12 protein-coding genes are annotated in these 11,253 nt (G+C 65.1%); 3 read left to right on the top strand and 9 right to left on the bottom strand.

What is annotated here, in order from left to right; all coding sequences use genetic code 11:
- Positions 1 to 167 precede the first annotated feature (167 nt).
- The 7 genes from DXT59_RS03635 to DXT59_RS03605 all read right to left on the bottom strand — a co-directional run bounded on the left by DXT59_RS03635 (position 168) and on the right by DXT59_RS03605 (position 6,881).
- Positions 168 to 1,394 carry a CpaE/TadZ family protein gene (locus tag DXT59_RS03635; RefSeq protein WP_116135573.1) on the bottom strand — a complete coding sequence of 409 codons (1,227 nt, stop codon included), beginning with the start codon at positions 1,392 to 1,394 and terminating at the stop codon, positions 168 to 170.
- 32 nt (positions 1,395 to 1,426) lie between these two features.
- Entirely contained in the window at positions 1,427 to 1,831 is a 405-nt protein-coding gene (locus DXT59_RS03630; RefSeq protein WP_116135572.1) for a CpaD family pilus assembly lipoprotein, read from the bottom strand.
- Between the two features lie 13 nt (positions 1,832 to 1,844).
- Positions 1,845 to 3,197, bottom strand: coding sequence for a type II and III secretion system protein family protein (locus tag DXT59_RS03625; RefSeq protein ID WP_116135571.1), 1,353 nt, complete (start codon positions 3,195 to 3,197; stop codon positions 1,845 to 1,847).
- An 81-nt stretch (positions 3,198 to 3,278) separates the two neighbouring features.
- A complete protein-coding gene (cpaB, locus tag DXT59_RS03620; protein WP_116135570.1) occupies positions 3,279 to 4,325 on the bottom strand; it encodes a Flp pilus assembly protein CpaB in 1,047 nt (348 codons plus the stop codon).
- A 15-nt stretch (positions 4,326 to 4,340) separates the two neighbouring features.
- Complete coding sequence (locus tag DXT59_RS03615) at positions 4,341 to 4,817, bottom strand: A24 family peptidase (protein WP_116135582.1); 477 nt, start codon at positions 4,815 to 4,817, stop codon at positions 4,341 to 4,343.
- 81 nt (positions 4,818 to 4,898) lie between these two features.
- Entirely contained in the window at positions 4,899 to 5,090 is a 192-nt protein-coding gene (locus DXT59_RS03610) for a Flp family type IVb pilin (protein ID WP_116135569.1), read from the bottom strand.
- A 387-nt stretch (positions 5,091 to 5,477) separates the two neighbouring features.
- Positions 5,478 to 6,881, bottom strand: coding sequence for a nucleobase:cation symporter-2 family protein (locus DXT59_RS03605; protein ID WP_116135568.1), 1,404 nt, complete (start codon positions 6,879 to 6,881; stop codon positions 5,478 to 5,480).
- Positions 6,882 to 7,161: 280 nt separating this feature from the next.
- Here DXT59_RS03605 and fghA point away from each other — a divergent pair, with 280 nt between their 5' ends.
- Both fghA and DXT59_RS03595 read left to right on the top strand, forming a co-directional pair.
- Positions 7,162 to 8,007, top strand: coding sequence for an S-formylglutathione hydrolase (gene fghA, locus DXT59_RS03600; RefSeq protein ID WP_116135567.1), 846 nt, complete (start codon positions 7,162 to 7,164; stop codon positions 8,005 to 8,007).
- A gap of 121 nt (positions 8,008 to 8,128) precedes the next feature.
- A complete protein-coding gene (locus DXT59_RS03595; RefSeq protein ID WP_116135566.1) occupies positions 8,129 to 8,884 on the top strand; it encodes a YoaK family protein in 756 nt (251 codons plus the stop codon).
- Positions 8,885 to 8,893: 9 nt separating this feature from the next.
- On the opposite strand, the gene DXT59_RS03590 is transcribed toward DXT59_RS03595, so the two are convergent.
- Entirely contained in the window at positions 8,894 to 9,280 is a 387-nt protein-coding gene (locus tag DXT59_RS03590) for a type II toxin-antitoxin system VapC family toxin (protein WP_116135565.1), read from the bottom strand.
- The gene (locus DXT59_RS03585) at positions 9,277 to 9,525 is read right to left on the bottom strand and encodes a type II toxin-antitoxin system Phd/YefM family antitoxin (protein ID WP_116135564.1); all 249 of its coding nucleotides are present in this window, start codon (positions 9,523 to 9,525) and stop codon (positions 9,277 to 9,279) included. Before DXT59_RS03585 ends, DXT59_RS03590 begins: the two co-directional genes overlap by 4 nt.
- Before the next feature lie 309 nt (positions 9,526 to 9,834).
- Here DXT59_RS03585 and DXT59_RS03580 point away from each other — a divergent pair, with 309 nt between their 5' ends.
- Positions 9,835 to 11,166 carry an ABC transporter substrate-binding protein gene (locus DXT59_RS03580; RefSeq protein WP_116135563.1) on the top strand — a complete coding sequence of 444 codons (1,332 nt, stop codon included), beginning with the start codon at positions 9,835 to 9,837 and terminating at the stop codon, positions 11,164 to 11,166.
- The last annotated feature ends 87 nt before the right edge of the window (positions 11,167 to 11,253 follow it).

The raw sequence follows: 11,253 nt of genomic DNA, 5'->3' as shown, positions 1-11,253 counted from the left end.
GGGCGCGCCCGCCGTCCGTTGCCGCGCGTCGTCGACCGCCGCCTGCGCACCGTGTGCGCCGTGTGCGCCGTGCGCGCCGGCGGCGGCATCGCCGCGCTCCGCGCTCGCTTGCGCCGCGCTGCTCGCGTGCGGCGCAAGCGCGGGAGAATGGCTGCGGCGCCCGAACATTACGCGGCACTCCGTTTCGACAGCAGCCGCGCATACCACGGCGAGCGCGCGGCGACGGCCGGCGCATCGGAGCCCGTGATGGCATCGGCGAGCCCCACGACGGCGCGCGCGAATCCCGAGTGCTTGCCTTCGGCGATGGCTTCGCCGAGGTTTTCGGCGAGGGCGAGCGTTTGCGGCTCGTAGGGAAACTCGTGCACGGACGCGCGGCCGAGCGCATGGACGAAATCGGCCTGCGCGACGCGCCCTCGAACGGGCTGCTGCGCGTTGTTCAACAACACCGATACGGCGGCGTTCGCGGGGCGCCCTTCCGCGAAGCGGCACAGGCGCGCCGTTTCGCGCGCGGCATGCACGGAGCGGTCGGCCACGACGTGGATCGTCTCGCAGGCGTCGAGCGCCTCCTCGACCCAGGTGCCGGAACGCTGCGGAAGATCGAGCACCACGTAATGGAAATGGCGCTTCAGCGCCGCGACGAGTTCGCCGACGGTCCCTGGACGCAGCACGAGCGGCTGATCGTAGGGCAACTCGGCACCGAGCACGAACAGGCGATCGCTTTGCGCCACGACGGTCTGATGAATCAGTTGATGATCGAGCCGTTGCGTGTTTTGCAGTAACTCCGCCAGGCCGTTGTTCATGGCGATGCCGAACATCGACGCGGCCGCGCCGCCGTGCAGATCGAAATCGACGTACGCGATACGCCGGCGCGTCTTATCGGCGAGGTGCCGCGCGAGCGCCGATGCGATCGTCGTGACGCCAACGCCGCCGCGCGCGCCGATGAAGCCGATCGCCTTGCCCGCGCGCACGGAGGCGGAGGGATCGGCCGCGGTCAGCGCGCGCTGCACGAGTTCGACGGTGAGCGGTTTGACGAGATAATCCTGGACGCCCATGCGCAGCAGCGAGCGGAACAGTCCCACGTCGTTGCGATCGCCCACGACGACGACGCTGACCGAAGGGTCGACGACCTCCGCAAGCCGCATCAGATCGGACACGGGCATGGCCGAGCCCGAGACGTCGACGAGCAGATGACGCGGCGAGTGAGGCAAGCCGCGCATCATTTCGATCGCATCGCCGATCGTGCCGCGCGCGACGTAGGCGTTGGAGATGCCCTGATCGAGCATCAGGTTCTTCGCGACTTCCTCGCTGCTCGGATCGGCCAGTACGGCGATGATGCGGTCGGTTGCGAGCGGCTGCGCGCGGCGCGTGTTGGAGCGGAAATCGAAGGCACCCATGGCGTGGCGTCCTTAGTGGTTCTCGGTGTATCTCAATGGGTGACCGAGCGCGTCGTCGAGGTCGAGCGCAGCGGTTGCGCGCGGCCTTCGTCGTACGCGCGTACGGCGCTGGCGCCGAGCGCGGCGTCGGCGCCCGCATAGGGGAGCGGGGCGACGAGATCGGCCGGTCGCGCGAGCATGGCGGCCAGGTTCGAATAGGTGGCGCAGCCGAATTCGACCCCGGGGCGGCCTCGGCCCGCATCGATCATGTGCGACGGTTGATTCAGCCGCTCGCATGGCGGAGCGATGGCTTGTCCGCCGTTCGCCGCGCTATAACCGATGACCGAGTCGTCGGGCATGCCGAGCGGCGGATGCTCGGACATGCAGCCCGAGAGCGCCACGCCGAGCGCGCCTGCGGCGCTAGCGTGGATGATTGTCCGTAGTAGGCGATTGCGCATGGACGCTCTCCGTTCAGTAGACGAAGCCGGCGGCGCCGACGAGGCGCGGCGCGTCGCCCGTGAGCGGATCGAGACCGAGCGAGCGCTGCAGGGCGAACTCGATGTCGCTGCTCGGGTGCGTCACGCTATCGAGCGCGTCATGCGTCCCGCCGGGACCGACCGGCTGCACGATATAGGGCGTCACGATCACGACGACTTCCGACTTGTTGTTCAGATAGTTCTTCGAGGAGAACAGCTTGCCGAGCACGGGCAGGCGGCTCAGACCCGGCAACTCGGAGAGCACGTCGCTGCTGTTGCTTTGCAGGAGCCCGCCGATCGCGAAGCTTTGGCCGCTCGAGAGTTCGACCGTCGTCTCGACGCGGCGCACCGTAAGGGCGGGAACCTTGATCGAGCCGGTCGTCACGCTGTTGCTCGGATCGATCTCGCTGACCTCCGGCCGTACCTTGAGGCTGATGCGGTTGTTCGCGAGCACCGTCGGCGTGAAATCGAGCGAGACGCCGTACGGTTTGAATTCGATCGTGATCGCGCCGGTGGTGTCCTGCGCGACGGGGATCGGAAACTCGCCGCCCGCGAGAAAGCTTGCGGTTTGGCCCGACATCGCCGTGAGATTCGGCTCGGCGAGCATCGTGATCAGGCCTTCCTGATCGAGTGCATCGAGCACGCCGTCGATCGAGGTGTTGCCCGCGTGAAAGCCGCCGAGGATCGAGAACGCGCTCGTTGCCGGCAACGCAAAAAGCTTGGAGGTCGGGTCGAGCACGGTGCTGCCGCCGTTGAACAGGCCCGCCACGAAGTTGCCGCGCGAGCCGAGCGCGCTCCAATTGATCCCGAGCTGCTGCGTGACGTTGCGATCGACCTCGGTGATGCGCACGCGCAGGTGGACTTGGATCGGTTGCGCTAACGTCAGACGGTTGACGAGCGTTTCCTCGCCGTGCAGATACGGTTTCAACGTTTGCGCGACGGCGTCGGCGTCGACGGCGCTGGGCACGTGGCCGCTCACCATCAGCGAACCGGGTGCGCTAGTGACCGTGAGGCGCCACTGGGGGAAGCGGGCGTCGAGCAGCCGCTGAATCGATGCGGTGTCCATCGTGACATCGATGGTTTTGCGCAGAATCGGGCGATTGTCGGCGCCGAGCGCGAACAGCGTCGTGGTGCCGGCCTTCTTGCCGAGGACGAATACGCTGCGCGCGTTCGGAACGTGGACGTCGGCCACGTCGGGGTCGGCCACGAAGACGGCCGCGGCCGGCGCGGGCAGTTGTACGAGCTCACCGCCGCCGGCCGGCACGTTCAGTACGCCGTCGGCGGCGCCGGCCGCATGCGCGAGCGAAGCCGCCAGCGCCAGCCAGACACAGGCGCACAGAAGCAGCATGGCCAGCGCCGGCAAGCGGTGCGATGAGCCGGGGCAAAGACGCGATGGGAAACGAAAGAGACCAGACATCGTTAAGAAATCCTAAGCTGCGGGACGAGCGTTCGCCGCGGGGATCGGCATCGAGCCGGTGGCGGCGCTGGGCGGCGGGGGCGGTGCCGATGGCGTGCCCGGCGGCAAGGGCGGCATGAGGCCGGCGCCGCCTTCCGGCAGCCCCGGGACATTGCCGCCGCCCGAGTCGCTTTGTTTCGATCCGCGATAGACGATGACGGGGCGCGCGCTCGAACTCATATGCGATGCGGCGCCGCGAGGCGCGCTTTGCGTTGCCGCCGTCATCGCGCGCAACCCGCGAGAAACGTCGCGTGCCCATACCGGCGCCGATTGCGGCTCGATGACGTCTTCGTTCTGCGGTTCATGCCGGTCGCGCGTGGCGAAGCTGCGCAGCGCGAGCGAGAGCGAGCCGAGATGCGCGGCGACCGTCACGACTTCCGCACTGCGCGGCGTGACTTCGAACGTCACCGTGCGCGCGCGGGCATTGGCCGAACTCTTTTGGGTTTCGTCGTCCTTCGGGCGCTTGAACGCCGTACCGACGGCGAGTACGCGCACGCGCTCGGCGACCGTTTCCGCTTCGACGGTGCGCTCCGGGTTGCTCGGTGCGCCCGCCGCCGTGGCGATTTGCTGCGTCAACAGCACGTCGACGTAGTCGCCCGGTTCGATCAGGCCCGCGTTCCCCGAGACATCGTCGATCGCGACCGAGATCGCGCGCATGCCGGGTTTGAGCGCCGCCGCGAGAAAGCCGGGGGAACTCGGCGAAATGACGTCGGCCGCGCCGAGCGGCGTACCCGCATGGACGGCATGACGCAGCAGATCGCCCTTGAGGTCGGCCCCGTCGGGCTGCCCTTCGACGAGGGCGCCGGCGGGCACGTCCGAACGGGCGACGCTCTTCCAGACGAGATCGCTGTCGCGCAGCAGCAGGCCGTCGGGCAGGTCGGCCGCCGCGGCGCGAATATGGACCGTCGGCGCCGGCTTGGGCGGAGACGGCCGCGAGGCGGCGACGTACAGCGCGCGCAATACCACCGCGCCGATCGCGGCGACGATGATGAGGCCGGCGAGCTTGAGAATGTTTTGCATGACGACGGCGTTCCGTTATGTGAGCCGTGCGTGAATCGAGGGTAGCCAGAGGGCGGCCATTGCCCCGGCCGCCAATGCGACGCCGTACGGTACGCCGCGCGCGGGCGCGAGCCATGCGGGCGCGGGCGGCTCGGGACGCAGCCGGCCGTAGGCAAGCTGGACCAGCGCGAGCATCAATCCGGACAGCGAAATCACAAAGAAGACCGCGCCGGCTTGCGAGGGCCCAGTCCAAAGAAATACGGCGGCGAACAGCTTGGCGTCGCCACCGCCGAGCCAGCCGAGGCGAAAGAGCAACGCCGCGAAAACGAGTGCGCCGGCGCCGCTCGCAAGATGCGATTCAAGCGCGATGCGGGTGGCACCGGTGTGCCATGCCTGCACGAAGTACAGCGCCGCGTAGGCGGCGACCGCGGCATTGGGCAGGCGCCGCTGGCGCAGATCGTAGACGGCCAATATCGACAAGACGGCACAGGCGCAAGCGTCGATCCAATCCATGAGCATTTGCCTTTCGAGCGATAAGGACCGCAACGGGTCACGCGAAGCCGCCCGGCCTAAACGCCGAGCGGCTCCACGGACTTACTTGCCGCTGGCTTGGACGGCCGTCACGTTGTTGATCAGGTTCTGGAACAGATTGGGCAGACCGCTGGTGCCGCCGAAGATCGCTCCGGCAGCCGCGACCGCGACCACGACGATGCCGGCCAAAACCGAATATTCCAGCGCGCTGACGCCGCGCTCGTCGCGCGAAAGGAACCGTAGAAAACGCAACATTATTAGGACTCCTTAATAATAGACGAAGGGTCAGAGTGGACCACTTTCGCAACGGGATGGGAGATGGAGGCTCCCGAATATGTTTACGGCAATCGTTTGCGCGGATTTAGCGGTCTTTGTAGGAGACCTAAATTTTCTTCGGGAAACCAATCGTACGAACAATTCGATTGCGAACCCGATAAGAGCCTAGCGTCTTGATAGACAAGGGGTTTGAAGGCCGACGCGACTGGTCGACGAAATCGTACGATTATTCTGGCTTAAGTGTAAACGATAGTCAGTTCTGCTAACTAAATAGACATCCGCTGCGACGAGCAAGCCGGTGCGCGCATGCGGCGGCCGTCACCGGTCGGCGACGGCCTTAAGCAATCTTCATTAAGTCATCTTCAGTTAGTGCGTATCGACGGCGCGTTGCTCGAGCCGCGTCGATGAACGATCGTCGTTGCGCTCCATATACAAGCGCTCCGCCTCGCTTGGGCTTGCGTTTTCCTTGGTCGAAACGCCGTTGAACATAACGTTGAGCAGCACGGCGGACGCCGAGGCCAGCAAGATGCCGCTGTGCAGCAGCGGCGAGAGGGCATGCGGCAATTGCCCGAAGAACGTCGGCGAGACGACGGGCACCAGCCCCAGCCCGACGCTGACCGCGACGATGAAGAGATTGTTCGGATTGGTCGTGAAATCGACGCGCGCCAAGGCCTTGATGCCGTTCGCCGCCACCATCCCGAACATGACGATGCCGGCGCCGCCGAGCACGAATGGCGGCACCGAGGCAACGACCTGGGCCATCTTCGGAAACAAGCCGAGCACGACGAGGATCAGCCCGCCTGTCGCGCACACGAAACGGCTTTTGACGCCGGTCACGCCGATGAGCCCGACGTTCTGGGAGAACGACGTATGGGGGAACGAGTTGAAGATCCCGCCCACGAGCGTCCCTAAACCGTCCACGCGCAAGCCGCGCACGAGCGTGGCGCGATCGACGGGCCGCCCGACCATGTCGCCCACGGCGAGGAACATTCCCGTCGATTCGATAAACGTGACGAACATGACCGTGACCATCGTCGCGATGGCGAGCGGATCGAAGTGCGGCAGTCCAAAGCGAAACGGGGCCACGATGCCGACCCAGGGCGCGGCGCGCACGCCGTCGAACGACACATGCCCCGTTGCCGCGGCGATCGCGAACCCGGCAACGATGCCGATCAATACCGAGATGTTGGCGATGAAGCCGCGGCAGAACTTATTGATGAGCAGGATCGCGGCAAGCACGAACAGCGACAAGCCGAGGAACAGGGGGGCGCCGTAATCGGGGTTGCCGACTCCGCCCGCGGCCCAGTTGATGCCGACTTCCATCAGCGACAGCCCGATGACCGAGATCACGGTGCCGACGACGACCGTCGGGAAAAAGCGCAGCAACCGCCCGATCATCGGCGCCAGCACGATGCCGATCGCGCCGGCCGCGATCGTCGAGCCGAAGATGTCGAGAATGCCCAGTTGGGGGTTCGTGCCGATGGCGACCATCGGGCCGACGGCGGCAAACGTGCAGCCCATGATGACGGGCAGCCGGATACCGAAAATCCACAGTCCGAGCGTTTGAATCAGCGTGGCGATGCCGCACGAGAACAAGTCGGCGCTGATCAGGAAGGCGATTTGATCTTTCGGCAGCTTCAGCGCGCCGCCGACGATGAGCGGCACGGCCACCGCACCGGCGTACATGACCAAAACATGTTGGATGCCCAGCGTGAGCAGCCGCGCGAACGGCAACTGCTCGTCGCACGGATGAACCGTGTTCGATCGCATGTGTCTCGCTCCATTGTCTCTTTGTATTGGATGGCTCTACGGTAGGCGTGTGGCGGTGACGGCACAAGACGCCGGGGCCTATTCCATCCTTTTCCCCACCGATATGGGACCCGTGTCCGGCTTCGCATGGCGCGCCGCTCCGGGTGGGGCACGGCGTGCGTCGCCGCCCGATAGCGAGTACGGGGACGCGTGCGGCCGTTATGATGTGTATCGCGCAACAGATATACCGGCGCCGCTCGAACGGGGCGCGCAATGTAACTCATTGAACGGGAGACGCCCGATGCTCGAAACGATCGAGACCCACCTCGCCCACGGCGGCACGCAAGGCATCTATCGCCATGAATCGAAGACGATCGGACTGCCGATGCGCTTCTCGGTCTATCTGCCGCCGCACGCGCAGCACGCCCGCGTGCCCGCGCTATTTTTTCTCGCCGGACTGACGTCCACCGAGGAGACGTTTCCGATCAAGGCCGGTGCCCAGCGCTTCGCCGCGAAACACGGCATCGCGCTCGTGTCGCCCGATACGAGTCCGCGCGGCGCGAATATCGAAGGTGAAACCGACGATTGGGATTTCGGGGCCGGCGCGGGCTTTTACGTCGACGCCACACGCGAGCCGTGGTCGCGTCATTACCGGATGTACTCCTACGTGCGCGACGAACTGCGCGAGACCGTCACGGCGCAACTGCCGATCGACGGCGCAAGACTCGGCATTTTTGGACATTCGATGGGCGGTCACGGCGCGCTCGTGCTGGCGCTGCGCAACCCCGGCCTCTACCGTTCGGTATCGGCGTTCGCGCCGATCGCGGCCCCCATGCAGTGCCCATGGGGCAAGAAAGCGTTCGCCGGATACCTCGGCGACGACGAGCAGGCCTGGCGGCAATACGATGCGAGCCAACTGGTCAAGGGCGCGAGCGCTCCTCTTTTCCCCGAAGGCATCCTTATCGATCAAGGACTGGCCGATAAATTCCGCATCGAGCAATTGCATCCGGACGTGTTCGAGCGGGCATGTCTCGAAGCCGGGCAGCCGTTGACCTTGCGCCGGCATGAGGGGTACGACCATGGTTACTACTTCATCGAGACGTTTATCGAGGATCACATCGCGCATCATGCACGCGCTTTGACCTAGCATAATGGCCGCGCCCGCGGTCGTGCTACGATCGAACGAGCGTGCGCAAAAATGCCGATGGGGCGGCCTTTCCGTCCGTCGGCGTGCGCACCCGCTGCTCTTCCGCTGTTAGCGAGCCGACATGCCTATCCATTACCTGCGCGCGTTCACCAAACCGGAGCGCACGGACGAAGCCAACCGGCGCCTCGGGCGTTCGCTCGCGTTCGTCGCGGGCGCCGCCAATGCCGGAGGCTTTCTGGCGGTCGGACAATACACCTCGCATATGTCGGGCATCGTTTCGTCGATGGCCGATAATTTCGCGCTCGGAGAGCTTGGGCTCGCGGGTGCGGGGCTCGCCTCGCTTGCGTCGTTCCTATTCGGAGCGGCTACCTCCGCCGTCATGATCAATTGGGGCAGGCGGCATTCGCGGCGAAGCTTGTATGCGATGCCGTTGATGCTCGAGGCGGCACTGCTGCTTGCGTTCGGCTTTCTCGGATCGAACCTGGAAGGCCATCGCGTGCTGTTCGTGCCGGCCACCGTGGCCTTGCTGTGCTTCGTGATGGGTCTGCAAAACGCGATGATCACGAAGATCTCGAAAGCCGAGATCCGCACGACTCATGTGACGGGCCTCGTGACCGATATCGGCATCGAGCTTGGCAAGCTCTTCTATTGGAATGGATTTGCCGCGGACGCGATGCGGCGCGAGCACCCCGTTAGGGCCGACCGTCAACGGCTGGCATTGCTCGCTTCGCTGCTGGCGTCGTTCTTTTGCGGAGGGCTAGCCGGCGCCATCGGCTTCAAGCACATGGGGTTCGTCTCGACGGTGCCGCTCGCCACCATGCTCGTGGCCCTGGCCGCGGTGCCGCTCGTGGACGACATGATGGGGCAGCGGCTTTGACCGCGCGGCTCACACGTGCTTGACGAGCCCCGCGTATTGGGCGACGAGCGGATCGGCCGTGACCAGTGCGACGCCTTCGGCGGACGATTGCGCGACCAGCATCCGATCGAACGGGTCGCGGTGCAGCGCCGATAGGCCCTTGAGCGCAAGCACGTGGCGGTGCGTGACCGGCAATTCAAGATAGCCGTTATCGACGAGCGCGCGACGCAGCAACCGCGGATCGACGCGGAAGTCCGGGCGCCTCAAATCGCTCTTGATCGTTATTTCCCACAAGCTCGCCGCGCTGAACAGCAACGTGTTCTCTTCGTCCTCGATGAGCGCGCGCGCCGCGGCCGAGAGCCGCTCCGGCCGGCCTGCCGCCCACAGCAATAGGTGCGTGTCGAGCAATAGCTTCACGTATCGGTCCCTCCGAACAGATCTTCGATTTCCCCCGCGCCGATTGCATCGAAATCGTCCGGCACGACGATTTCGCCGGCCAGGAACCCAAGGCGGCGGCGCTCCCCACCGCTGGGCGAGTCGAGCGGGACGACCTTCACGAGCGGTTTCCCGGCTTTCGCGATGATGAACGCTTCGCCGAGGGCGGCCCGGTCGACGAGCCGCGAGAGGTGAGTCTTTGCTTCGTGGATGTTCACGATTTCCATGGCGTGTCGTTGCAATGAACTAAGTCTCGTTAGTTTAGCTCAAATTTGCAATAGACCGAATGGCCAACGCAATCTTTCGCAGCGCACCATCGAAAATCCGGAGGGCGCCTTGACAGGCCCCGACGTGTATCCGATCATTCGATCACGAATTGAACAATTGCTCTACTAATGGGCGATCGCTCGGTAGCAGGCAAGCCCGCATCAGCGGTCGGGCGCCGCACCGGCCGCATGAGCTGAGTACGAACCGCGCTTGCTCACGAAGCGCACGTGCATTTCCACCGCAACGTACAAGACTTAAGGAGACAAGCGATGCAACGCAATGCTCGATTCACACGGCGCGCGCTCGCCGCGGGTGCCCTGGCGCTCGGCGCGATGGCCGCGCTGCCTGCGTCCGCCGCGACGATCACCGTCGCGGTGGTGAACAATCCCGACATGATCGAGATGAAGAAGCTGTCGTCGGACTTCGAAAAGAGCAATCCGACGATCAAGCTCAATTGGGTCGTGCTCGAGGAAAACGTGCTGCGTCAGCGCGCGACGACGGACATCACCACGAAGAGCGGCCAATTCGACGTCATGATGATCGGCGCCTATGAGGCGCCGCAGTGGGGCAAGCGCGGCTGGCTCACGCCGATGACGGGCCTGCCCGCGAGCTACGACGAAAACGACGTCATCAAGACCGTGCGCGATAGCTTGTCGTATAACGGTACGCTGTACGCGCTGCCGTTCTACGCGGAAAGCTCGATGACGTTCTACCGCAAAGATCTGTTCGCGGCCAAGGGGCTGACGATGCCGCCGAAGCCCACCTACGACCAGATCGCGCAATTCGCGGACAAGCTCACCGACAAGGCGAACGGCGTGTACGGCATCTGCTTGCGCGGCAAGGCGGGTTGGGGCGAAAACATGGCCTACCTCACGACGCTCGTCAACACGTTCGGCGGGAGCTGGTTCGACGACAAATGGCATGCGCAACTCACGTCGCCGGAATGGAAAAAAGCGGTCAACTTCTACGTCGACCTAATGAAGAAGGACGGCCCCCCGGGCGCGAGCTCGAACGGCTTCAACGAAAACCTGACGTTGATGTCCTCGGGCAAATGCGCGATGTGGATCGACGCCACGGTCGCGGCCGGCATGCTTTATAACAAGAGTCAGTCGCAGGTCGCCGACAAGATCGGTTTCGCGGCGGCGCCGACCCAAGTCACGCCGAACGGTTCGCACTGGTTGTGGGCATGGTCGCTGGCCATTCCGAAGACCTCGAAGCAGCAAGACGACGCCAAGAAGTTCGTTGAATGGGCGACGAGCAAGGATTACATCAAGCTCGTGGCGAAGGACGAAGGTTGGGCGTCGGTGCCGCCGGGCACGCGCGAATCGACGTATAACACGCCGGCCTACGTGCAAGCGGCGCCGTTCGGCGAGTTCGTGCTCAACGCCATCCGCACCGCCGATCCGAATCATCCGACCGCGAAGCCGGTGCCGTACACGGGCGTGCAGTTCGTCGGCATCCCCGAGTTCCAATCGTTCGGAACCGTGGTGGGACAAAGCATCTCCGGTGCGCTCGCCGGTCAGATGACGGTGGACCAGGCGCTCGCAGCCGGTAATGCCACCGCCGATCGCGCGGTGCGCGAAGCCGGCTACCAGAAGTAACGTCAGCCGGCGGGCGTGACGCTGTCAGCGCATCGCCCGCCAGCGGGCCGTTCTCCGCGGCCCGTTCTCGACGCCGCCCCGCGCGGG

The sequence above is a fragment of the Trinickia diaoshuihuensis genome (genome assembly GCF_003390925.1).
GTDB lineage: Bacteria > Pseudomonadota > Gammaproteobacteria > Burkholderiales > Burkholderiaceae > Trinickia > Trinickia diaoshuihuensis.
The sequence above is the reverse complement of the archived record's forward strand: the minus strand, read 5'-3'. Positions and strand labels throughout refer to the sequence as shown.

Bases quoted from the DNA above. Each gene is read 5' to 3' on its own strand.
- DXT59_RS03625 (WP_116135571.1), bottom strand. From the start codon at position 3,197: ATGCTGCTTCTGTGCGCCTGTGTCTGGCTGGCGCTGGCGGCTTCGCTC.
- DXT59_RS03585 (WP_116135564.1), bottom strand. From the start codon at position 9,525: ATGGAAATCGTGAACATCCACGAAGCAAAGACTCACCTCTCGCGGCTC.
- DXT59_RS03635 (WP_116135573.1), bottom strand. From the start codon at position 1,394: ATGGGTGCCTTCGATTTCCGCTCCAACACGCGCCGCGCGCAGCCGCTC.
- DXT59_RS03615 (WP_116135582.1), bottom strand. From the start codon at position 4,817: ATGGATTGGATCGACGCTTGCGCCTGTGCCGTCTTGTCGATATTGGCC.
- DXT59_RS03605 (WP_116135568.1), bottom strand. From the start codon at position 6,881: ATGCGATCGAACACGGTTCATCCGTGCGACGAGCAGTTGCCGTTCGCG.
- fghA (WP_116135567.1), top strand. From the start codon at position 7,162: ATGCTCGAAACGATCGAGACCCACCTCGCCCACGGCGGCACGCAAGGC.
- cpaB (WP_116135570.1), bottom strand. From the start codon at position 4,325: ATGCAAAACATTCTCAAGCTCGCCGGCCTCATCATCGTCGCCGCGATC.
- DXT59_RS03580 (WP_116135563.1), top strand. From the start codon at position 9,835: ATGCAACGCAATGCTCGATTCACACGGCGCGCGCTCGCCGCGGGTGCC.
- DXT59_RS03595 (WP_116135566.1), top strand. From the start codon at position 8,129: ATGCCTATCCATTACCTGCGCGCGTTCACCAAACCGGAGCGCACGGAC.
- DXT59_RS03610 (WP_116135569.1), bottom strand. From the start codon at position 5,090: ATGTTGCGTTTTCTACGGTTCCTTTCGCGCGACGAGCGCGGCGTCAGC.
- DXT59_RS03630 (WP_116135572.1), bottom strand. From the start codon at position 1,831: ATGCGCAATCGCCTACTACGGACAATCATCCACGCTAGCGCCGCAGGC.